Origin of the sequence: Brachybacterium sp. GCM10030252, from assembly GCF_042666535.1 — a bacterium.
GTDB lineage: Bacteria > Actinomycetota > Actinomycetes > Actinomycetales > Dermabacteraceae > Brachybacterium.
Genome location: NZ_JBHTDM010000029.1, coordinates 31,979 through 54,294 on the forward strand (window position 1 = coordinate 31,979; position 22,316 = coordinate 54,294).

Sequence of the window (22,316 nt, forward strand, 5' to 3'; positions counted from 1 at the left end):
GAACGAGACGCACCGGCCCCCCGCGCGGAGGCGCCGTACGGGCACCCCGCGCTCAGGGCTCCGTGACCAGCCCCTGCTCGACCATGTACTCGAAGGCCACGTCGGCCGGGAGCTCGCCGCCCTCGTCGACCCGCAGGTTCAGCTCGCGCAGCGCCTCGTCGGTGATGAAGGGCGTGACCTGGGCGTAGACGTCGGCGAGCTGTGGGTAGGTCTCCAGGGTGGTGGAGTTCAGGACCGGGGCGACGTTGTAGGCGGGGAAGAAGCCGAGGTCGTCCTCGAGCACGGTGAGGTCGAGGCTGTCGAGGCGGCCGTCGGTCGTGAAGACCTCGCCGAAGTTGCATGAGCCCCGGTCGGTCGCGGTGTACACGGCGCCGGTGTCGTAGATGCTGATGTTGTCCGCAGGCACCCCGTCGGCGTCGCCGCGGGGGATGCCGTAGGTCTCCAGCATCGGCAGCAGCCCGTCGGCCCGGGAGTTGAACTCGGCCTCGACGCAGAGGGTGCGTTCCTCGACGGGAAGCTCCGCGAGGTCGCTGAGCGTGCGCACTCCGCCGAGCTCCTCGATGGCCTCGGTGCGCACGGCGAAGGCGTAGGTGTTGTTCAGCGGTGCGGGCTCGAGCCAGGTCAGGTCGTTCTCGGCGTCCGCCTCGCGCACGGCCTCCCATTGCTCCTGCTTGTCCGGGATGCCCTCGGTCTCCCCGAGGTAGGTCAGCCAGGCCGTGCCCGTGTACTCCCAGGTCATGTCGGCGCTGCCGGAGGTCATCAGCTCACGCGCCGGGACGCTGCCGGGCACGTTGGTGAGGTCGTTGACGGTGAATCCGGCGGCCTGGGCGGCGAGCACGCCGATCTTGCCGAGGATCAGCTGCTCGGTGAAGTTCTTCCCGGTCACGGTGATGGTGGCGTCGTCCGGCAGGCCGTCGATGGGCTGGATCGAGCCGGGGGCGACCTCGGGCGTGTAGGCGGTGGCCGGGCGCAAGCCGCAGCCGGCCAGGGGGAGCAGGGCGAGGGCACCGAACTCGCGGCGTCCCAGGCGGGAGCGGGCGGCGGAGGTGGCCTTGGAGGGCGCGGAGGTGGTGCGGGGCAGCATGCTCGATCACAGTCCCTTCGGTCGGGCGATGTGCTCGACGACGCGTCCGAGCCAGTCGATGAACAGGGCGAGCAGCGCGACCAGCAGGGCGCCGGCGCTGAGGACGTCGAAGAGGTAGAGGTTCACGCCGGTGGTGATCAGCAGGCCGAGGCCGCCGCCGTTGACGAAGGCGGCCAGCGAGGCGGTGCCCACCAGCAGCACCAGTGCGGTGCGCACGCCGGAGAGCATGACGGGCACGGCCAGCGGCAGCTCCACGCGCAGCAGCACCGCGAGGGAGGTCATCCCCATGCCGCGGCCGGCCTCGACCAGGCGCTGGTCGACGCCTTGGATGCCGATCATCGTGTTGCGCAGCACCGGGAGGACGGCGTAGAGCACCAGCGCGATCACCGCGGCCCGGAAGCCGTTGGGGATGAGCGCCGCCAGCAGCACGATGAGGCCGACGGCGGGGGCCGCCTGGCCGACGTTCGCGATCGCGAGCACGGGTTCGGCCACGGCCCGCATCGGGCCTCGGGTGAGCAGGATGCCCAGGGGGATGGCGATGACCAGCACGATCACCGTGGCCACGAACGTGAGCGCGAGGTGCTGCCCGGTCAGCTCCAGCAGCGAGGACGGGTTCAGGGTGGTTCGCTCGGATTCCGACAGCGGCGCGAACGCGAGCCAGATCCCGAAACCGACGAGGATGGCCAGGAGCACGGCGATCTGCACGCCGAGCGCCCGCCAGCCCCGGATGGACTCGTCCGTGGCCGTGGAGGTTTCTGCTGGGGTCCCGACCTCAGTCATCGGCGGAAGCCTCCGCGTCCTCGGCGGGAACGGCCGCGACCGTGCCGGTGTTGGTGCCCACCGGCGCATCGGTCGAGCGCTCGGCGGCGGCTTCGCGGGCTGCGGTGATCGCGTCCATCACGGTCTCGACGTCCACGACGCCCTCGAAGACGCTGTTGCGGCCGGTGACGAGGCAGGCGCCGGCGCTGGAGACGAGCATGGTGTCCAGCGCATCGTTGAGGGTGGCGCCGGAGCCCACGGCCGGCAGCGCCGGGTCCAGCTCCGTGGGCAGCTGCTGCATGCGGGACAGGGCCCGACGGGAGGGCCAGGCAATCGGCCGGTCGCGCTTGTCGGTGACCACGACGTGGTTGTGTCCGATCTGCTTCGCGCGCTCCAGGGCCTCGGCCGCGTTTCCGCCGGCGGGGGCGACGACGGCTTCGATCGTCTCGACCTCGCGCACGCGGCGCAGGGCGAGCTGCTTCAGCGCCGCGCCGGAGCCGATGAAGTCCTCGACGAACTCGTCGGCGGGCTCGGCGAGGATCCGCTCGGGGGTGTCGTACTGGACGATCTGGGCGCTGTCGCGGAAGACGACGATCCAGTCGCCGAGCTTCACGGCCTCGTCGAAGTCGTGCGTGACGATGACCATCGTCTTGCGCACCTCCTGCTGGATCCGGATCAGCTCGTCCTGCAGGCGCTGGCGGGTGATCGGGTCGACCGCCCCGAAGGGCTCGTCCATCAGCAGCACCGGGGGATCGGCGGCGAGGGCGCGGGCCACGCCGACGCGCTGCTGCTGGCCGCCGGAGAGCTCCTTGGGGTACCGGTGGCGGTACACGTCGGGGTCCAGGCCCACCAGCTCGAGCAGTTCGTCGATACGGGCGGTGATGCGGGCCTTGTCCCAGCCGAGCATCTTGGGCACCAGCGCGATGTTCTGGGAGACGCTCATGTGGGGGAAGAGCCCGCCGGCCTGGATGACGTAGCCGATGCGGCGGCGCAGCTGGTCGCCGTCGATCGAGGTGACGTCCTCATCGCCCAGCATGATGCGGCCCTCGCTGGGCTCGATCAGGCGGTTGATCATCTTCAGCGTGGTGGTCTTGCCGCAGCCCGAGGGGCCCACGAGCATGACGACCTGGCCCTCGGGGATCTCGAGGGTCACGCCGTCCACGGCGGGGCGCGCCTGCCCGGGGTAGCGCTTGGTGACGTCCTCGAGGCGGATCGAGCGTCCGCTGATCTCGTGGTCCGCGGGTGCGGTGGTCTGGTCGGTGTCGGTCAACGGATGCCCTTCGAGGTCGTGAGCCTGCCGATGCCCAGCAGGATGAGGTCGAGGATCAGTGCCAGCAGCACCACGCCGACGATGCCGGTGATGACGGATTCGATCGCTCCCGCACCGCCCAGGCGCGAGAGCCCCTGGAAGATGAATCCACCCAGTCCCGGTCCGAGCACGTAGGCGGCGATGGCGGCGACGCCCATCACCATCTGCGCCGAGACCCGCACCCCGCTGAGGATGACGGGCCAGGCCAGCGGCAGTTCGACGCGGAAGAACGTGCCCAGGCGGCTCATGCCGACGCCGCGGGCGGATTCGATGACGGCGGGGTCGACGCCGGCGAGGCCGACGATCGCGTTGCGCAGGATCGGCAGGGTCGCGAAGAAGACGATGACGATCACGGCAGGGGCCACGCCGAACCCGAACGGCGCGACCATCAGTCCGATGAGGGCGAAGGAGGGGATCGTCAGCCCGATCGCGCTGACCGCGTTCGCGACGCCGCGACCGGTGGGACTGCGGTGGACCAGCGCGGCGATCGCCACGGCGATCAGCGTCGCGATGGCGACCGATTGGACGACGAGGCTGAAATGCTGGAACGAGGCGAAGATGATCTCACCGGAGCGAGAGCGGACGAATTCGCCGATGTTCACAGAAGCGCCTCAGATGTCGTCTCGGATGCAGGCCGGAATCTTGCATGCGGAAGCTCCCCGATGGTGTTCATGGGGCGCCCCGCTGGTCGTCGACGCTAGAGGGCGGGGCGGGGGAGGGCAAGCGAGCGGCGTCGATTCGGGATGCGGAAGGGGTCTGGCGCGGCAGGTCGAGTGAGTGGCCGGCGGGTTATCAGGGGAGGTCGCGGCGGGGATGCCGGCTCGACGGAGCGACGCAGATCACGAAGGGGTAACGGGTGCGCTGCCTCGGCCGCCGGCGACCCTTGCCAGATCCGTGGGCGGCTCGTGTTCGTCGGCCCACGCGCTCTTGTGCCGGGGCGGACCTAGTGACCCGGACACATGTACGTGTCGGCCGCACGTGAGCGCGATGGCGGCCAACCCGTCGTTCCTCCCCAGACATGCACGATCCACAGCGATGCCCATGTCGTGGCGCTCGCTCAGCGGTGCCACCACGCTCGGGGAATGACCATCGACTATGCGCACGGCACCGGTCCCGACGACCTCAGTGACATTCCCGAACCGCGCGTCCGGCAGGTCCCATGGTTCCTCGGGGACGCTCCGACGTCGACCACAGAACCGGCCGACGCAGCCCGACCGGCCGCTATGGCGGTGGGGCTCGACCAGTTACCGTTCTTCCGGACGATGCGACATCTGGTCGACTTCATCGGGGAGGGCCGACGGCTCACCAAACGGGGCGACCTGTTCGCGGTGGACCGCCGGCAGGTCGAAAGGTCTATCTTCGGCGACGCCCCGATCGATACGTGGTGGCGGCACCGCGGCGACTCACTCACGCAGTTCGTATGGAGCGTCTTGATCCGGCACGGTGTGCTTCTTCGCGCGGACGGATCGGTGCGTGTCTCCGAGGGGCACCGAGCATCCTCGATGGCCGGCACGGTCCCCGGTCTGGACGTCGATGAGGCACAGTCCATGATCGAGATCGGGCTCGAGCATGCCGACGTCGGCACCGGCCTGTGGTTCGGCGGGACGGGGGGAGTTCTCAGCGAGGACAGTCTCGTTGCCCTTCTGGTGGCGAGCGGACCGGACGGGCTGGTGCTCCCGGACCACCCCGGGGACGCGGAGCTCATCCATTGCTCCGAGACTGTGCACTTCCTGGTCGGCCTTCTGCGCCATCCGCATATCCGTGACGTGCCGATCGACCGTCGCACCGGGCATGTCGTAGCCGCCGAGCTGTGGCGGCTCGTTCGCGTCTCCCTGAGCATGGACAATCTGGTCAGCAGGGGGCTGGTGCTCGGAGGGGGTTGCGACGATGAGGCAGAGCGAGATCTCGGGAGAACCTATCGTGCACCTGTCGAGGTGCGTGGAGCAGTCGCCAGGATGCGCGAGCGGCGCGCCGCGACGGATCTCGGTGACGGCTCGTGACGTAGGCAATCAGGACAGGCGTTGCTGCGTGAGTCTTAGGCGGGGCCCGTGAGGACTGCCAACGCGCGTGAGCAATGTGCGCCCACGTCTCTGCGGGTCCGTTCCAGCTGCGCCGCACCCTCGGGGTCGACGGGGACTTCATCGCAGGCGATCCGGAATGCATCCGGGATCGCTCGGGCCGTTTGTATCGCCATTTCAAGGACGTCATCAACCAGAGCCTCGCCGAGCAGATCCGCGGCGAACTTCTCCACGTGGTGGCGACGTATCCGCGAAAATTCCTTCTCGCCGCCGATGCCCATCGCCACCTTCGGCCAGTCGGCGCCGTATCCCAGACCTGTGGAGACGTCGTACAGGGGAGCGAGCGCCACGTCATCCGGCGTCAGCAGCACCGAGTAGTTCTTGGCGTGCCCGTCGGGAGCTCCGATTAACCAGTTCGCGAGCACTGACCGCACGAACGTGATGATGTCCATGCCCGAGGCGCCGTGCAGGGTCAGAAGTTCCACCACATCTTTCGCGGTCACGTTGTACTTGGCGCCGGGAAGGGTGGATGTCGCCTGGCAGAGATCTTCCTGATGGGCGCGCAGCAGCTGGCCGTCCGGCGTGGGGACGCGGTCGAAGCGCGCCACGACGATCGCAGGCTCGCCGTCGAAGAGCATGTACTGCGAGGGTGCGGTGGGCATGCCCAGAATCTGGAAGGTTCGCAGCGAGACGTGCTCGATCAGCGCCTGCTTGTTGAGTCCGCGAACCCCTGGCTTGACGATGTGAGTGGTCGGCTCGGCGCCGTGCGCCACGAACCACCTCTCGTCTTTCCGGCGAAGCGTGAACTTGGACTGTGCTCCGGCCAGGGACCAGTGTTCATGTCCTCCCAGCCACGGTTGGTCAGAGTTCTCTCTGAGGGCTCTGATGCGTTGGCCGATGTCTTGTTCTGACACAGGCTCCAGGCCACCGGCGCCCAGGTCAGCCATCACCTCGTCCGAGAGGAACTGGATCGCGCCGGGGCAGTCCCGGCCGATGACCGACAGCAGTGCGAAGGGGTTGTTGGCGGAGACGTGGAACTGGGTGGCGATGGCTCTGCGTGCATCTTCTGAATCTGGCAGCAGTCCCTCGATGTAGGCGCGCGCCTTGCGCCGCTGGACTGGCTTTGTGCTCGGCGCGAAGGCCAGAGAGACGCGCGCGGTGTCCTCCAGGGGCGGGGTGACGAGTTCGAGCGCTCCTCCGCGGATCTCGTCGAGATACCCGATCACTCTCCCGTTGGTGACCATGTGCAGACGTTTGATCACGCGTCAGCTTCGTTCTCGTGGTCGTCGTGCTGCGCTTCGCTGCGGGGCCCGCGCGCTAACGAGGCTGCCATGGAGGCTCGACTGGCTTCGATGGCTCTGAGCAGAGACTCCGTGGACCGGGGGGAGGCGGCCTTCATCGCTGCCGCGAGGGCGGGGGCAGTGTTCTTCTGCATGATCCTGGCGATCGCGTCCGGTCGCGTCTGTCGGATGGCGTCGATAGCCGCTTGCGTGATCGCGTTCGTGGAGACCTGAGGGATTACGGGCATCTGAACCTGTGGCATCGGCACCGTGATCTGCCGGGTCGTCGTCTCGTGGGGGCCGTCGTCGCTGGTGAGTTGGACGTCCAGAGTCTCGAGGACGGAGAGGATCTTGGTGAGTTCCGCGCGGGGCCGGGTTCCTTGTTCGACGCCGATCAACCAGTCGCGAGAGACCCCGGCTGCGCGGGCGAGGTCGGCCTGGGTGAGGTTCTGAGTAGTGCGGGCGTCTCGGATGGCGGCCCCGATGTCCTGGGGCGTGCGCAGTCGACGGCTGGTCATACAGCGATAGTAGGCGCGCCGACCGCTAATGTCGAGGTACTACGACAAGCGCAGTTGTCGACAAATGTCGACATTGCGCAGTCTGGAAGGAGTGCCTGCTTGTCACGCTGTGTCGACGTACGGCGACGTGGCGAAACGTCGACGTAGGACGACATAGGAGACTTCGTGCCCCGACCTGCACCCATGTCGCCCGCTTCGGTCGGCTCATGAGCAGCCAGACGACGACGGTACTGCTGGGAACCTCAGGTGGTGCGAATCAACTCGACGCCGACACCTCGACCGAGGCCGTCACAGGCTCATCCCGCGCCTCCTGCCGCCGGTGCACGAGATACGACCAACCGGCGATCCCCAGCCCCAGGACCGCGAGCACGACGCCCGTCCACGCCGGGGCGACCAGGCCCCAGCCCGCGGCGAGCACGGCGGCGCCGAGCGCGGCCCCGAGGGAGTTGCCGATGTTCAGCGCCGAGTGGTGCAGCGCGGCGGCGAGCGAGGGGGCGTCGGGAGAGGCGTCGAGCAGGAACAGCTGCAGCGAGGGGCCCATCAGCTGGGACGTCACGGCGATCGCGAGCAGCAGGACCATGCCGGCGATCGCCTGGTGGGCGACGAGGGCGAACACCGCGAGGCTGAGCATCATCCCGGCCAGGCCCAGGAAGATGGTGCCGTAGATGCTGCGGTCGGCGAGGCGACCGGCGAGCAGATTCCCCGCCGTCATGCCGATCCCGAACACGAACAGCGCGAGGGGCACCGCCCGCTCGCCGAGACCCATCACGCCCGGCACGATCTCGCCGATGTAGCTGTAGACGGCGAACATGCCGCCGAAGCCGATGGAGCCGATGCCGAGCCCGAACCACACCTGGGCGCGCCGCAGGGCCCGCAGCTCGCCGCGGATCGACGCAGCCGCACCGGTGCCCTCGGGCTCCGGCACCAGGCGCCAGACGGCGACCGTGCTGGCCGCGGCGATCACCACCACGATCACGTAGGCGGAGCGCCAGCCGATGCTCTGGCCGAGCGCCGTGGAGGCCGGGACGCCGAGCATCGTGGCGATGGTCAGGCCCAGCATCACCAGCGAGACGGAGCGGGCCCGTCGGCCGACGGGGGAGAGTCGCGCGGCCACCAGGGAGGCGACGCCGAAGTAGGCGCCGTGGGGGAGCCCGGCGAGGAAGCGCGCCGCGGCGAGGACCGTGAAGTCCGGCGCCAGGGCCGAGAGCAGGTTGCCCGCGCCGATCAGTCCGATCAGCAGCACCAGCAGGCGGGCGCGCGGGGTCCTCACGGCGGCGATCGTCACCAGCGGTGCGCCGACGACCACCCCGAGGGCGTAGAGGCTGATGGGCATGCCGGCCTGGGAGATGCTCACCTCGAGCGAGTCCGCGATCTGCGGCAGCAGCCCCATGCTGGCGAACTCGGTGGTGCCGATCGCGAAGGCGCCCAGGGACAGCGCCAGGATGACCAGCCGCAGGCGACCGGCGGGCAGCGGGGCGGGGGAGTGCGAGGGGTTCGAGGACACGGTGCTCCAGCACGGATCGGCGGGGATTCGCTGCCGACGCTGGAAGCGGTGAGTACCCATCGAGTCTATCGGCGCGGGCGGTGATGGTGGTGGCTGGAGGACGGCCGGCCGACAGGGCGGGCCGCGGCCCGCTGCACGACGAGGTGCGGACCGTTGCGTGCCCCGCGCGCGGACGGCGGTACTGTGCTGACGTGCCGGCCGCAGCCGCCCGGCAGCGCGCGCCCGAGGATGCCGCGCGCTGATCCTCGATTCGTTGGGACGCACCTTGGAACACATCACGATCGCCGGTTACTCCGAGCCCTTCCCGGCTTCCGAAGTCGCCGTCGCCCTGCTCCATGACCGGCTCGAGACCGCCCGCGAGAAGCGCGGCCCCGAGGCAGCCCAGAGACTGGAGAAACTGGTGGGGGAGCGGATCGGTCTGGAGCTCGCAGAGGGCAAGCCCAGCATCGACCTGGCGACCATGCGCTCGATCGTCGACTTCGTCGAGCTGCCCGAGGAGGAGGACAACGTCTCGGGCCTCGGGCGTGCGGTCCGGGGCATCCGGGAGAAGCTCGCCCAGCGGGGCGGGCCCGTGGAGGGCTGACGGTCCGCTCCCTACTCCTGAACGGGACCCGACTCTCCCAAGCACGCCGCGAGCTGTTGGAAGTAGTTGTACTTCGACCACGCAGCCCTGTCGCCGATCACGTAGAGCCTACGCTTCGCGCGGCTCGCTGCGACGTTGACGAGGTTGACGGTCTCCGATGCCCACGACTTCGCGCCGGGGGCCGAAGGATCCCCGCCCAGCACGAGGAAGACTACGTCGGCTTCCCGGCCTTGGGCAGTGTGAATGGTTCCGGCTGTGAGATCCGGATGTCGGCTCGTGAGGTCGGCAAGCCGGTCCGCGATGGTGCGGAACGGGGAGATCGCGATGACCTCCGAGGCTTCGACGCCTTCGGCCCGGAGCTGTTCGAGCTCGCGCAGGAGACGGCTGATCTGGTTCTCCTGCAGGTGGGTCCCAGTGGTGCGTGCAGGCTCATCGAGCCAGCTGCTGGGCGTGATCCGCGGCCCGTCCGGAGTGTCGAAGAGGTCTGAATGCTTGAGACTATCGAGCGTACGAGGCACGCCGCTGACCATGATCCCGTCGTAGGCGATCTCGTTGCACAGGCGGAACATCGGGTCATCGCAGCGCCGGTGGACGGTGAGTGGCGCGCTCACCCACACCGCCTGATCCCCCCGCCCCAGCGTGGTGCCGTAGGGCGAGACGCGGTCGGCGAGAGTCTGCACCGATGCCTGCGGCGGAATCCACTCGGAGCTGATGCCGAATGCTGTAGCGATGTCCCGTTGCGCCTTCTGCGGCATGGTCACGACAGGTTGGAGCTGCAGGGGATCGCCCACAGCGACGACCCGTTGCGTGCGCCAGATCGCCCCCGCGGCGTATTGCGGGCTCGCTTGCCCTGCTTCGTCGATGAAGAGCCAACCCAGCGCCTCTCGGCCGAGACCGGCGAACATGCGCGCGTAGGACGCGAAGGTCGTCGAGACCATGGGCACTACGAGGAAGAACGTCTGCCAAGCGGCGAGGACCTTCTCCGGCTCGAGGTCGCGGGGAGCGCTCCCCGCGACGACGTCCATAGCTGCACGGAGCCCTTTCAGCATGTCGTCGGCGGCATCGGCCAGAAAATCCTCGTGCAGTCGAAGCGCCGCGAGGAACAGTTCAGAGCGAGCCCAATCCAGCTCCGCGTCGAGCCATGGGGCGTGGAGCTCGCGCTGCTCGCCCGTCCACCCTTCCCCCGGGTATCCGGGGCCGACGGCATCGCTGTCCGCAGCGATCTGCCGGCGCAGCTCGCTCACCTTCGCCTCGGCGCGCCGCCGGTTCATGCTCGCGTCGGCTGCGTCGGTCTGGAGAGTTCGTGCCTGATGATCGAGACGCTGTGCGAGCGCGCGAGCCTGCCCGAGGGAGTTCTCGGCAGTGTCTCGTCGTTCCTCGAGGGGTTCGAGCTTCGCTCGCCACGTCCGGGCCGCCCCGCCGAGTGAGAAGAGAGTCTCGAGCCAGCCGGGCTTGGTCGCCAGGTGACGGTCCCATGCTGCCGATACCTCCGCGAAGTCGGCCTCGGCCTGTTCAGTGACGCCCGCGTGGTCGCGAACGGCGTCGCGGGCGAGGCGAAGATCGTCACTGCGCTGCGCGGCGCGACGGGCGAGCTCCTCCGCGTGCGCGAGCGCCGAGCCCAAGCCCTTCCGTCGCTCTTGCGCTGCGCGGCGCTGCCCCATGATCGCGTCGACCCGCTTCTCGGCGGTGTGGAACGCGGTCCGGGCTTCCGCCCAGGTCCGGTGCGGCGCCTTTCCGTCCTTCCAGTCCTTGAGCCGAGATTGCATGCGCGGCTCTGTGCGTTGGGTGCGTTCTCGGGTGTCCCAGGTGGTCTTGTCGAACCAGAACTCGCTTCGGAATGCGCTGCGATTGTTCTTGTTCCCCAGTCGAGCTGCCACAAGACCCCAGGCACGGGGGATGTCGTCGCTTCCCTCCCCGCCCTGCCGGGTGGAGCCCAGCGTCGCCGAAGCGATGTCGGCGAAATACTCAGCCTTCCCTCGCCAGGGCTTCGCGATGGCGTCCTGCGCGGGGACCTCAGTGCTCACGTTTTCGACCGCCGCGTTGTTCGCCGAGGCGACGACCATCTCGAAACCTGTGAGCTCGGGACGGAGCTGACGGATCGTTCGAGGGAAATCGCCGGAGCGCCACGTGTGCGTGGTCGCCGTGAATGCCGCCTCAGGGCGAGAGAGTGCGGCCAATCGTCGCGCACGTTCAACCACGTTCCCGGCGAGGACGTCGCGCAGCATTGTCGTCTTCCCGGTGCCCGGGGGACCGTTGACGCCCATGAGGCCGGCTCCCTTCCCGAGGTCTTGGAGCGCGCGGTTGACGGCGAACTGCTGGCGGAGCGCGAGGGTGTGCTCGGGTGCTGACGGCCAGCGCCCCTTCGGCAGGCGGTCGACGCCGGCACCGTCATCGACGGTGGTGTGGGCGGTCATGACGTCGACCCTGCGATCAGCCTCGACGGCGGTGGGGCTGAGGTACTCGGCCAGTGCACGGGGGCAGCCCCCGCTCCGCGTCGCCGTCTGGACCGTCGCCAGATCCTCGAGGAAGAAGCTGTTGAGGAAATCGCTGTCGAACGCCTCGTCCCCGTCCCGGTCCTGGCGGACCACCGAGTCGATGACGATGCGCGAGGTGGCGAGGTCGTCGATCCCCGTGATCCCGGCGGCGGCGTGCGTCGTCCGAAGCAGAGCCTGCAGCGACTCCTGGTCCTGCGGGAGCTGGCGGTCCGCTGAGGAGAGATCACGACGCGCGCCTTCGACCTCGTCCACTTTGTCGACGAAGTCGCGGGCCGCGCGGGGGAACTCCGCCGTCCACCGGGGGCTGCGCGTCGTGGAGCCTGTGATGAGACGGGCCACGGCCCACAGCGCGGAGGATAGAACCGCGGAGTCAGGCACGAGCACACCGTGCTGGTCTAGCACGACGCCGGCGCATGCGCTGCGCCCGGCACGGCGCTCGTCGTACGCGTCGCGGTCCTCACCGAAAGCCCGATGAAGATGCTGATATGTGTCCTCGAGCTGATAGACGCCGAGGTAGACGGTATGACGCCAGGAATTCGGCTTCTTCCCCGATGGCGCGGGCGGGGCCAGCGTCTGCCACGGCAGCGGGTCTCCGAACCGCCATTCGACGGTTTGCCGGTCGCTCGGGCGTGTCGAGCGCTTGGTCAGCTTCGGCACCGGTTGCGGACTGAAGAGCTCCAGCATCGACCAGTACTGAAGGATTCGCTGACGTTCGTCTGTTTGGTTCCCCATCCCCATAGGTCGATTGTGCCGCCGATCGCAGATGTCTGCGGGCTGCGTCACAAACTGGTCGGGTGCAGTGATCCTCCGGCACCGCCGCATGCGTGGACCGCGATGGGACGAGCCAGGTGGCCCAGTGTGTCCCCACGTCCGCTGCTGCGAGAGGTGGTGCCCACCCATCCGCGTCCCGAGAGCGGGGTACGCCACCGTGACCTCGCGCCCCTAGACTCGATCGCCAGAGGCGGGAATCGTCCCTGATGACGCGCGACCGCATGGCCGCGCGATCCGAGTACGGGAGGCCATCGATGACGTCGATACCGCAGACGATGAGCGCGGTCCAGCTCGTGGGCCACGGCGGGCTCGAGCAGCTCGTCTATTCCAGTGATGTCCCCACGCCCAGCCCTGCCGCCGGCGAAGTGCTGATCGATGTGCACGCGTGCGGGATGAACAACACCGACGTGTGGGTGCGCGAGGGCGCCTACGGCAGCGACACGGAGCCGCAGGAGGTCTCCTCGTGGCGGCGCGGCCGCTCCACGCTGGAGTTCCCCCGCATCCAGGGCACCGATATCGTCGGCCGGATCGCCGCAGTGGGCGAGGCCGTCGACGAGGGCCGCATCGGCCAGCGCGTGATGGTCGACTTCAGCATCTACAACCGGCCCGAGGGCGATGAGTCCCTGGCCGATATCGACTACATCGGTCACGGCCGCGACGGCGGCTACGCCGAGTACGTCGCGGTCCCCTCGGAGAACGCCTACGAGATGAGCGCCCAGATCACCGACGCGGAGCTGGCCACCTTCTGCTGCGCCTACCTCACCGCCGAGCAGATGCTGGTGCGCAGCCGACTGGCCGAGGGAGAGCGGGTGCTGGTCACCGGCGCCTCCGGCGGCGTCGGCTCCGCCATCATCCAATTGGCGCGGGCGCGCGGCGCGATCCCCTACGCCGTCACCAGCCCCGGCAAGGAGGACGCGCTGCGCGAGATCGGCGCCGAGGACGTCATCCTCCGCGGCGCGGGAGACCTGGTCGCCGAGGTCGAGCACGTCGTCGACGCCCCCGTGGACGTGGTCGCCGACCTCGTCGCCGGCCCCATGTTCAATGACCTGCTGCGGATCCTGCGCCCCGAGGGTCGCTACTCCACCGCCGGCGCCATCGGCGGACCGGTGGTGGACCTGGACCTGCGCACGATGTACCTCAAGCAGCTCGAGCTGCACGGCTCCTCGCAGGGCACCCGCACCGCGTTCCGGCGCCTGGCGGGCTACATCAACGACGGTACGATCCGGCCGCTGCTGGATCGCACCTTCCGCCTCTCCGACTTCCACGACGCCCAGCGCACCTTCATGGGCAAGACGTACATCGGCAACCTGGTCGTCGTGCCCGACCGGCACTGGGAGAACGTGGGAGCACCGCATGCATCGTGAACGCGTGATCGAACTGATCGACACCCAGGCGGGCGGAGACGTCAGCCGCATCGTCACCTCCGGCATCGAGCCGTTGCCGGGACGCACCGCCCTGGAGAAGGCGCGCTTCCTCCAGCAGGAGGGCGACGGGCTGCGCCGGCTGCTGCTCTCGGAACCCTACGGTGACCCGGCGATGTCGGTCGACCTCATCGTCGAACCCGGCCACCCCGAGGCCCAGGCCGGCTACATCATCATGGAGGCCATGGGGTACCCGATGTACTCCGGCTCCAACACCCTCTGCGCCGCCACCGCTCTGCTCCAGAGCGGCATCATCCCGATGACCGAGGGCCTGCAGCAGGTGGTGCTGGAATCCCCCGCGGGGCTGGCCCGGATCACCGCCCGCAACGTCGACGGGCGCGTCGAGTCGGTCACCACCCAGGGCGAGCCCGCCTACGTCGCCGAACGCGGCCTGTCGGTCAACGTCCCCCACTACGGCCGGGTCGAGTTCGACCTGGTCTGGAGCGGCGCCTACTTCGCCATGGTCGACGCCGGCGCCCACGGCTTCGAGCTCACGGCCGACGAACAGATCGCGCTGGCCGCCTTCGGCGACGCGTTCGTGCGCAAGGCCCGCCCCGGCCTCCGCCAGGAGCATCCGACGCTGGGGGACGTGGGCCCGCTGCCGTTCGTCCACTTCATGGGGCGGGTGCGCACGCTGGAGAGCGGCAAGGTCGAGTCCCGCTCGGCGACGTACGTGCATCCGGGCGTGATCTGCCGCAGCCCGACGGGGACCGGCACCTCGGCGCGGCTGGCGCTCATGGCCGGGCAGGGAGACCTCGCCCCCGGGGACACGCTGGAGACGATCTCCCCGCGCGGCAACCGCTTCGTGGGCGCCGTGATGGGCGAGACCACCGTGGGCGATTTCCCGGCGTGGGACTCGACGATCACCGGGCGGGCTCGGCTCATGGCGCACTCGCGGATCACCGTGGACCTAGATGATCCGCTGGTGGACACGTCGGACTTGGAGAGCCTGCTGACGCCGTGAGCAGCGGGACGGAGAGGACCGGCCGACGGGACGGCGCGAACCGGCCGACGGGTGGAGAGCCGCCCGTCGGCGCGGTGGTGCCCTCGGTGGCGCGATGAATGAGCCTGAGGCGACGGTGCCGGTGGTGCACGGGCCCACGGCGGATGCGCAGACACGGTGCATTCATTACGGGACGGCGCTGGACGTGATCGCCATCCGCTTCGCGTGCTGCGGCGAGTACTACCCGTGCCATCTGTGTCACGAGGAGACCGCGGGCCACGCCTCCTTCCCGTGGCCCGCCGGGTCTCGGGGGGAACAGGCCATTCTGTGCGGGGTGTGCTGGAGCGAGCTGACGATCGATGAGTACGTCGAGTCGTCGAATCGGTGCCCGCGATGCGGAGCCGGTTCCAATCCGGGGTGCGCGCTGCACCATCACATGTACTTCGAGTAGCTCGCGGGGGCGGATCGCACGCAGGCACGCGCCGCTCCGTGGGGGCCAGCTCCGGCCCGCCACGTTCTGTCCACATCAGGTAAGTACTAGAAGTAGTAGCAACGGCTAGGATGGTCTCATGGCCGACGTGACGCGCACCGAACTGAACCAGCAGACCGCCCGGGTCCTCGCGCGCGTTCAGGCCGGTGAGGACGTCACCGTGACGGACCGGGGGGCCCCGATCGCGCGCATATCACCGGTCGAGTCCGACCGGCGTGCTCGACGAGCGGCAAGCGGCGCCCTCCGTCCTGCGGCTCAGCGGGGCGTTCCCGAGATCTCCTCCCCGATCCGTGGGTGGAGCGCGCAGCAGATGATCGAGGACATGCGCGGAGAGCGGCTGTGATCTACATGGACACCTCTGCGGCTTACACGCTGCTGAGTCGAGAGCCCGGGGTCGCGGAGGTCGAGGAGCTCTTCCGCGGCGGAACGGCCTTGATCTCCTCGCGGCTGCTCGAGGTCGAGCTGCACGTAGCTGTCGATCGCCGAGGCGGCTCCCACGCGGATGTCGAGGCGATCGTCAGCAGGGTCGACCTCGACGCCGTCGACGACGAGGTCATCGACCATGCCCTCTCGCTCCGCTCCGGCCTGCGGGCGATGGATGCTCTGCACCTGTCCACGGCACTGCTCTATGGGGAGGCGATGGCGGCGATGGCCACGTTCGACAGGGAGCTGGCGGCCGCGGCGGAGCGGTTCGGGTTGGAGTTGAGCCTCGAGTGTGGGTAGAGCGGGACGGGTGTCTGGCCGGTGTGGCGAGTTCTGGGTCGCACCGTCCGTACCAGGCATCATGGCCCCATGCCGAAGAAGAAGCGACGTCGCGGTCCGAAGCGCACGGGAAACCACGTACGGAGCGGCCACCACATCTCCGCGAGGCGCGCTGAGCGAGATCGCCCGGCGCTGCTGGCCCAGTTCGTCACGTGGCGCGCCGAGTACGTCCCGGAGAACCTCGCTGAGGACGAGGCCTCGCATGTGCAGACGCTGCTGGAGCTCAAGGCCGACCAGCTCGAGAGCCCCGACCCCACCTTCTGGACCCAGGAGCTGATCGAGGTGCTGCTCACCCAGGTGGTGCCCCGCAAGGTCATCCAGCCGCGGGAGCTCGCCATGGAGCAGGTGCCGGCGCTGGGGGAGTACTTCGGGTTCCTGGAATCGGCGGGGCGCTGGAACCGAAAAGGGCTCACCGTGGGTGAGGCGCAGGATGCGCTGGCCGATCTCGAATTCGATGTGCTCGAGGCGGCCGACGACCCGGGCCGACGCTCGTTCAGCGGAAACATCCTCACCTATGCGGCGAGGCAGGGCGTCACGCTCGAGGACCCGGACGGGATCGCCGACTTCATGGAGTGGTACAACACCGCACTCACGAAGGAGGAGCGCCAGCAGCTCTCCGACACCGGACAGCTGCGGCACCCGTCCACGCCCTATGCCCCCGGTGCCCGCGGTGGCGCGCCGACGTCCGGCGCGGGCGCGGGGGCGGGAGCGCCGGCGCCCGGGAGCGGCTCGGCCTTCTTCCCGCCCGCGGCGGGCGGCGCCGACCCGTTCGACGAGTTCGATGAGGGAACCATCCCGGACGACGACATGGCGGAGTGGCCCTGGTTCCTGCCGGATCGGGACGGGCAGGACCTTGCCGGCTTGGAGCGGCTGCGAGAAGCACTCGGCGATCCGCGTGCGCTCGGCGCACTGCACCACCAGATCCCGCTCATAAGTCGGGCGGCGAGCCTGCTGGAGTTCGTCGGCGAGGGCCGACAGGTGACCTCGACGGGAGCGCTGCGCCGGGCCGACGTGAACACCCTCGTGGGGGACTGGGGCGTCGACACCGGTCCGCGTCCGGTGACGACGATGTGGCAGATCCCTGAGCTCGCCGGTCCCTGGGTCGCGCTGGTCACTGGCGGCTGGATCACTGTGACCAGCACGCGGGTGCGCCCCGGCGCCCAGGGAACGGTGCCGTACGTGCCCCTCGACGAGGATGCGGAGGCCTTCGCCGAGTTCGGCCGCTCCGTGATCTCGCTGCTGCTGCTCAGCCTGGCCATGGAGGACGACGAGGAGATGACGCTGCGCGGCGGCCCCGATACGTTCGCGGCCCTGATGCTCGCGGCAGATCCCGACGGACTCGACCTGCCGGGATTCATGACCGTGCCCTCGGGTGATCGCAGCATCGACGAGCTCATGCGCCTGCGGCGCACCGAGAGCGACCTCGAACGGCTCGTCGGCTACGGACTGCTGGACGGGCGCCCGGCCGAGGACGGTCACGAGAGGCACTACGAAGGAAACCTCGCCCTGTTCCTCGCGGTCACCAGCGTGATCGGCATCCTGGACGACGAGTTCGGCTCGGGGTGACGTGGTCCTCGCGAGTCTCGCCTCTGCGGCCTGTACGGCGTCGGGCACGCAGATCATCCGAGCGCAACCGGAGCCGGCCTGCCCTGCAGGATGAGTTCACGCAAGCGGGACTGCCGCGCGTGACGGGAGGCGAGGCCGGTCGCGCCGACCGGTCACCGGACTCGAAGCTACTCGAACAAATTGAGAGTAGTTGCGAGTAGCTTCGAGTTGACGTCGGCGTCACCCCTCAACCCGGAAGTGACCGCTTGCCACCTGGGCCGCGAGTTGATCTGCCGGCACCCCGCGACCCTACCGGGCTGTGCGCTGGGTGCTCTCGCGGACGACCAGCCGGAATTCCGCCTGCTCCCGGATGGCCTTGCTCCGCGACCCGCCATCGATCTGATCGGCCAGCAGATCGACCGCGCGGGAGGCGATGGCCTCGCGATCCGGTGCGATCGTGGTCAAGGACGGATTGAACGACGGAGAGTAGGGGATGTCATCGAATCCGATCACGCAGACATCGTCGGGGACCCGCAATCCATGGTGGTCCAGAGCTCTCATCGCCCCGAAGGCCACCCAGTCCGTGACCGCGAAGATGCCGTCCGGTGGCTCGTCGATCTCGGCCAGGAGCTCCGTGGTCGCCCGTTCGCCTTCCTCCCCGGAGTTGCCCGCGATCGGGCGCATGAGCTCCGGCAGCAGCGCCAGTTCGGCATCCAGCAGCCCTTCGAAGAACCCCTGGGCGCGCAGATTGCGATGGGTCATGCCCGAGCCGATCATGGCTATCCGGCGGCAGCCTGACTCCACGAGGTGCCGCACAGCGAGCTTGCCGGCGCCGATGTTGTCGATCCCGACGTGGGGGACATCGGGACCGAGGCCCCGGTCCCCGAGTGCCACCAAGGGTATGGAGGATCTGCGCCGTGCGACGTCCTCGGCGCCGAGGCTGTGGAGGCTGACGATGAGGCCGTCGACGCGTTGGGGAAACTGACCTTCCAACGCATCGCGCTCGGCGCGCGAGTCCCCGTCGGTCTGATGTATCAGGACGAACCAGCCGAGCGCCTCGGCCGCCGAGATCACGCGCGCCGCGAGCACGGCGAAGTAGGGCATATCGAGTCTCGGGACCACCAGGGCGATGAAGCCGGAACGTCCTCGTGCGAGACTCCGCGCGGAGAGATTGGGGCGGTAACCGGTTCGCTCGATCGCCGTCAGCACCCGGTCCCGGGTGTCCTCCGAGACGTAGGCGTAGCCGTTGATGACGTTCGATACCGTCTTCATCGAGACCCCGGCGAGCTCGGCGACGTCGACGAGCCGTGGGCGATCCGGAGGGGTGGGGGACACGGTCCCCAGTGTATTGGCGCGCACTGGGCGAGCACGTGTCACCCGTTCAGAGCCGTCCGCGCGAACTCGTGGAATTCTGCCGCAGCCTGGGCCGGTGTGCTCGAACCGAACGCGACGGCCTCATTGAACCTGGGGAACTCGGAGCCCTGGAGCGCCCCGTACCCCGTCGGCCACGGCGCGGGCGGAGGGCCGGTGCGCCCGCGCACGGACTCGACATACGCGATCGCCTTGCCCTCGGCGGAGTCGTCGGGGAGCTCCAGCGCGTCGCGGGCGGCCTGCGACGGGGGCACTCCCAGGGTGACGCCGATGGACGTCGCGGCAGCCGGCTCGTTCAGGAGAAAGTCGATCAGCTCGGCGGCTCCGTCAGGGTTCTTCGCAGAGCTGAGCACACACCACAGATCGAGAGCTTTCAGGAACTGCCCGTCCAGTGCGCCCGCCGTCAGACCGGGCACATCGGTGACCTCCAGCGGATGATCGGGCATCACGGGCTGATAGAAGGTCGCCTGCTGGACCCAGCCGGAGGTGATCACCGCGTTGAGCGTGGCGAACTGTGACTGCTCGAATCCGGAGCTCTCGAGGGTCACTTCGGGTGGCGGAACCGCTCCGTCATCGCGCAGCTCCTGCCACATCGCCCACCACTCCTCGATCACGTCGGCCTCGACCGCCAGGTCCTGCCCATCGAAGAGATCCGTCCCGTGCTGCCGTGCCCAGACTCCGAAGAGCTGCATGTCACCGCCGGAGTCGGTGGCTCCGTACTTGCCGGGGCCCGCGGTCTCTGCGAACTCGCGGCAGAACTCCGTGAAGTCAGTCCACGCCCAGGTCTCGGGCAGGTCGAGCCCGTACTCAGCGGCGAGCTGTGGATTGCGGAAGGTCGCCTGCGTGATCGAGGACTGCCCGACGCCGAACAGTCCGTCATCGGTGCGCCCGCTCTCCCCGGCCTCCTCATCGAGGGCGGTCAGATCGATGGCATCGCCCGCGTACGACTCGAGATCGAGAAGTGCCCCGCGTTCCGCGTACTCCAGGAACCAGCTCATCGACATACGGATCAGGTCGGGGCCCTCGCCGCCGGCCACCTGCGTGGCCAGCTTGTCCCAATAGTCGTCGAACGGCGCCTTCTCCGTCGTCATCTGTAGGTCCGGATGGTCCTGGGAGAAGGCATCGAGTGCCCCTTCCATGCCCTCGTGGACGGGCTGCCCGCCGTACCAGGAGATTCGCAGATCCTGGCTCGAGCCACCGCCCTGGTTCGGGTTGCAGCCCGCGAGCCCAGCGGCGGTGGCGGCGGCTGCGAACGTGCCGAGAAGGGCTCGGCGGGGGAGCGTGGTCATCGTGGACCTCCATTGGTCTTCATCGAAGTCCGAGCGCGGCGGGATCGTCCGGTGCTCGTCGGACGGCAATCTACAGCGCTGTAGATCGGGCGAGCAAGGTGTATCTGGAGGAAGTTTTGCGACCAACCACGGTGCTGCGGTTGCTGTGATGCGTACTGTGAAATGTTGACCTGCGAGTACGGTCTCGTCTCAAGCTGGTTAAGCTCGCATGCTCGTTGCACGATGCGGAGACGACGGGATCTCCTTCTTGCCAGCCGGGCCTACAGCGCTGTAACGTCGCGCCGAGCAAATGCCCCGCCGCACATCGGCGGGGCGCGTCGTGAGCAATGAGGCCTTGATGAAGCACCGCGCGTCCCCGAACATCGTCGTCCTGATGACCGACCAGCAGCGCGTCGGCTATACCGCCGGCGAGGGCGGCCCCGACACCATGCCGCGCCTGGACGCTCTCATGGCGGACGGCTGTCGCTTCGAGCGCGCCTACACCAGTTCACCTCTCTGTGTTCCGGCTCGCACGAGCATGTTGACCGGGAGATTCCCCACTGCCCATCGGGTCCGCCAGAACAGCAATGCGAAGCACGCGACGTATGAGCAGGATCTTCTGGACGTCCTCGGCGACGCAGGGTATTCACTGCACTTCAGCGGAAAGCCGCATATGCATGCCGAGCCGTCGAGGTTCGAGAGCTACTCCGGCCCGTACTTCCACGACGGCGGGCCACGAGATACCGCCGTGCACGAGCAGTTCGATGCCTGGCTGCACGAACTGGACCACGGTGTCGCCGAGGAGCCCACGCCGTTCCCCGTGAGCGCGCAGCTGCCGCACCGCATCGTCGACAGCGCGATCGCCTCCCTCGACGCAGCGCCGGAGGACAAGCCCTTCTTCCTGTTCGCCTCCTTCCCGGAGCCGCACAACCCCTACCAGGTCCCCGAACCGTATTTCGGCATGTTCGATTCCGAGGTCCCAGAGCGCATCGCGGACGCCGACGATCTTCATCTGCTGGATTGGCGGTTCCGCTGGCTACGTCATCTCATCGAGGAGAAGCGACCCGGATACGACGATCTATGGCGGCGGTACCGCTCGAACTACATGGGCATGCTGCGCCTGATCGACGATCAGATCGGCCGGCTCGTGGATCATCTGGCGCCCGTGGCCGAGGACACGATATTCGTGTTCCTCACCGATCACGGGGACTTCGTCGGCGATTACGGCCTGCAGCGAAAAGGCGCCGCTATGCCTGAGGCCCTCATGCGTATCCCGTTCGCGTTCACCGGGCCGGGAGTGGCCCGGCAGACACGCAGTGAACCGGTCTCCATCGTCGACCTGCTGCCGACTCTTGCGGAGTGCGTGACGGGGCAGATCCCGGTCGGAGTGCAGGGCAGGTCGCTCGCTCCTCTGCTGCGTGGCGACGAGGCGCCCCGCGACGAGTTCGGGAGCATCTTCGGCGAACTCGGCTACGGCGGGATCTCTTACGACGAGGACTCCAGGCCGCCGTTGCACTTCCCCTACAGCGGACGGAGATTCGACGAGCTCAACAGCGTGACGATGGGCGGAGAGATGCGGATGCTCGTCGAGGGGCGCCACAAACTCGTCGTCGACGATCGAGGACGGCATTGGCTGTATGACCTGGAGGCGGATCCGGCCGAGCTCCACGACCTCAGCGAGGACGCGCAGTGCCGAGAGCTGCTGTCTGCCATGGATCGGCAACTGGTGCGATGGATGATGCGCGTGGCCGACGATCTGCCGACCGGCAGCTACACCCCACGAACCCGGCCCCACAACTGGCGCTGGGCGTAGGTCGAACTGCGGTAGGAGAGGAGGCCACTCATGAGCGCTGTGGGAGAGCTGACGCAGTTGGCGTCGCGGCGCCGCCAGAAGGGTGGTGTCAAGGAGAAGCACCCCGACAACAAGCCGGCGATGCTGTTCATGCTGCCGTGGTTGCTGGGGTTCCTCGGGATCACGCTGATCCCGATGATCGCCTCGTTCGCCCTGGCTTTCACCGATTACAGCTTGCTGGCTCCGCCGGAGTTCGTGGGGCTGGCGAACATCAAGGAGATGATCGGTGATTCGCGGTTGCACAACTCGCTGGTGGTCACGTTCATCTACGTGTTCGTCGGTACGCCTTTGCAGCTGCTGGCGGCGCTGCTGCTGGCGGTGGTGCTGAACCAGGGCATGAAGG

The 22,316-nt window shown here is 68.6% G+C and carries 19 protein-coding genes and 1 pseudogene; 10 read left to right on the forward strand and 10 right to left on the reverse strand.

The genetic code is table 11. The annotated features are described in order from the left end of the window. Positions 1-52: 52 nt before the first annotated feature. Genes ACFQRJ_RS13455 through ACFQRJ_RS13470 form a run of 4 tightly spaced genes read right to left on the reverse strand, consistent with a single transcriptional unit; the run spans position 53 to position 3,748 of the window. Positions 53-1,084 (reverse strand): glycine betaine ABC transporter substrate-binding protein, encoded by a 1,032-nt coding sequence (locus ACFQRJ_RS13455; RefSeq protein WP_377019681.1) that lies wholly within the window; start codon positions 1,082-1,084, stop codon positions 53-55. A gap of 6 nt (positions 1,085-1,090) precedes the next feature. Further along, complete coding sequence (locus ACFQRJ_RS13460; RefSeq protein WP_377019682.1) at positions 1,091-1,864, reverse strand: ABC transporter permease; 774 nt, start codon at positions 1,862-1,864, stop codon at positions 1,091-1,093. Next, a complete protein-coding gene (locus tag ACFQRJ_RS13465) occupies positions 1,857-3,113 on the reverse strand; it encodes an ATP-binding cassette domain-containing protein (RefSeq protein ID WP_377019683.1) in 1,257 nt (418 codons plus the stop codon). Before ACFQRJ_RS13465 ends, ACFQRJ_RS13460 begins: the two co-directional genes overlap by 8 nt. Next, positions 3,110-3,748: an ABC transporter permease gene (locus tag ACFQRJ_RS13470; protein ID WP_377019700.1), complete on the reverse strand. Its 639-nt coding sequence runs from the start codon at positions 3,746-3,748 to the stop codon at positions 3,110-3,112. Before ACFQRJ_RS13470 ends, ACFQRJ_RS13465 begins: the two co-directional genes overlap by 4 nt. A gap of 486 nt (positions 3,749-4,234) precedes the next feature. Here ACFQRJ_RS13470 and ACFQRJ_RS13475 point away from each other — a divergent pair, with 486 nt between their 5' ends. Further along, positions 4,235-5,152, forward strand: a complete 918-nt coding sequence (locus ACFQRJ_RS13475) for a hypothetical protein (RefSeq protein WP_377019684.1) — start codon at positions 4,235-4,237, stop codon at positions 5,150-5,152. Positions 5,153-5,187: 35 nt separating this feature from the next. On the opposite strand, the gene ACFQRJ_RS13480 is transcribed toward ACFQRJ_RS13475, so the two are convergent. The 3 genes from ACFQRJ_RS13480 to ACFQRJ_RS13490 form a co-directional block, all read right to left on the reverse strand. Then, positions 5,188-6,432, reverse strand: a complete 1,245-nt coding sequence (locus ACFQRJ_RS13480; RefSeq protein WP_377019685.1) for a HipA domain-containing protein — start codon at positions 6,430-6,432, stop codon at positions 5,188-5,190. Beyond that, positions 6,429-6,968: a helix-turn-helix domain-containing protein gene (locus tag ACFQRJ_RS13485; protein WP_377019686.1), complete on the reverse strand. Its 540-nt coding sequence runs from the start codon at positions 6,966-6,968 to the stop codon at positions 6,429-6,431. The genes ACFQRJ_RS13480 and ACFQRJ_RS13485 overlap by 4 nt, the downstream gene beginning before the upstream one ends. A gap of 256 nt (positions 6,969-7,224) precedes the next feature. Continuing rightward, positions 7,225-8,472, reverse strand: a complete 1,248-nt coding sequence (locus tag ACFQRJ_RS13490) for an MFS transporter (RefSeq protein ID WP_377019687.1) — start codon at positions 8,470-8,472, stop codon at positions 7,225-7,227. A 253-nt stretch (positions 8,473-8,725) separates the two neighbouring features. On the opposite strand from ACFQRJ_RS13490, the gene ACFQRJ_RS13495 reads away from it, so the two are divergent. After that, positions 8,726-9,055, forward strand: a complete 330-nt coding sequence (locus ACFQRJ_RS13495) for a hypothetical protein (RefSeq protein WP_377019688.1) — start codon at positions 8,726-8,728, stop codon at positions 9,053-9,055. Positions 9,056-9,066: 11 nt separating this feature from the next. On the opposite strand, the gene ACFQRJ_RS13500 is transcribed toward ACFQRJ_RS13495, so the two are convergent. After that, a complete protein-coding gene (locus ACFQRJ_RS13500) occupies positions 9,067-12,288 on the reverse strand; it encodes a DEAD/DEAH box helicase (RefSeq protein WP_377019689.1) in 3,222 nt (1,073 codons plus the stop codon). A 287-nt stretch (positions 12,289-12,575) separates the two neighbouring features. Between ACFQRJ_RS13500 and ACFQRJ_RS13505 the strand changes: the two genes are divergently transcribed. The 6 genes from ACFQRJ_RS13505 (at position 12,576) to ACFQRJ_RS13530 (ending at position 17,503) form a co-directional block, all read left to right on the forward strand. Next, positions 12,576-13,685, forward strand: a complete 1,110-nt coding sequence (locus tag ACFQRJ_RS13505; protein ID WP_377019690.1) for an alcohol dehydrogenase family protein — start codon at positions 12,576-12,578, stop codon at positions 13,683-13,685. After that, entirely contained in the window at positions 13,675-14,706 is a 1,032-nt protein-coding gene (locus tag ACFQRJ_RS13510) for a proline racemase family protein (protein WP_377019691.1), read from the forward strand. The genes ACFQRJ_RS13505 and ACFQRJ_RS13510 overlap by 11 nt, the downstream gene beginning before the upstream one ends. 94 nt (positions 14,707-14,800) lie before the next feature. After that, a complete protein-coding gene (locus ACFQRJ_RS13515) occupies positions 14,801-15,136 on the forward strand; it encodes a CHY zinc finger protein (RefSeq protein WP_377019692.1) in 336 nt (111 codons plus the stop codon). Between the two features lie 118 nt (positions 15,137-15,254). Then, positions 15,255-15,518 (forward strand): type II toxin-antitoxin system Phd/YefM family antitoxin, encoded by a 264-nt coding sequence (locus ACFQRJ_RS13520; protein WP_377019693.1) that lies wholly within the window; start codon positions 15,255-15,257, stop codon positions 15,516-15,518. Positions 15,519-15,523: 5 nt separating this feature from the next. Then, a complete protein-coding gene (locus ACFQRJ_RS13525; protein WP_377019701.1) occupies positions 15,524-15,898 on the forward strand; it encodes a type II toxin-antitoxin system VapC family toxin in 375 nt (124 codons plus the stop codon). A 69-nt stretch (positions 15,899-15,967) separates the two neighbouring features. Continuing rightward, a complete protein-coding gene (locus tag ACFQRJ_RS13530) occupies positions 15,968-17,503 on the forward strand; it encodes a hypothetical protein (RefSeq protein ID WP_377019694.1) in 1,536 nt (511 codons plus the stop codon). A 288-nt stretch (positions 17,504-17,791) separates the two neighbouring features. Here ACFQRJ_RS13530 and ACFQRJ_RS13535 read toward each other — a convergent pair whose 3' ends face one another. Together ACFQRJ_RS13535 and ACFQRJ_RS13540 are read right to left on the reverse strand one after the other, a co-directional pair. Beyond that, positions 17,792-18,817 carry a LacI family DNA-binding transcriptional regulator gene (locus tag ACFQRJ_RS13535; protein ID WP_377019695.1) on the reverse strand — a complete coding sequence of 342 codons (1,026 nt, stop codon included), beginning with the start codon at positions 18,815-18,817 and terminating at the stop codon, positions 17,792-17,794. Positions 18,818-18,855: 38 nt separating this feature from the next. Further along, on the reverse strand, positions 18,856-20,142 hold the full coding sequence (locus tag ACFQRJ_RS13540; protein WP_377019696.1) for an extracellular solute-binding protein: 1,287 nt from the start codon (positions 20,140-20,142) through the stop codon (positions 18,856-18,858). Between the two features lie 337 nt (positions 20,143-20,479). On the opposite strand from ACFQRJ_RS13540, the gene ACFQRJ_RS13545 reads away from it, so the two are divergent. Continuing rightward, positions 20,480-21,934 carry a sulfatase-like hydrolase/transferase gene (locus tag ACFQRJ_RS13545; protein ID WP_377019697.1) on the forward strand — a complete coding sequence of 485 codons (1,455 nt, stop codon included), beginning with the start codon at positions 20,480-20,482 and terminating at the stop codon, positions 21,932-21,934. A gap of 30 nt (positions 21,935-21,964) precedes the next feature. Then, positions 21,965-22,316 (forward strand): annotated as a pseudogene (locus tag ACFQRJ_RS13550) (ABC transporter permease); the annotation flags it as partial.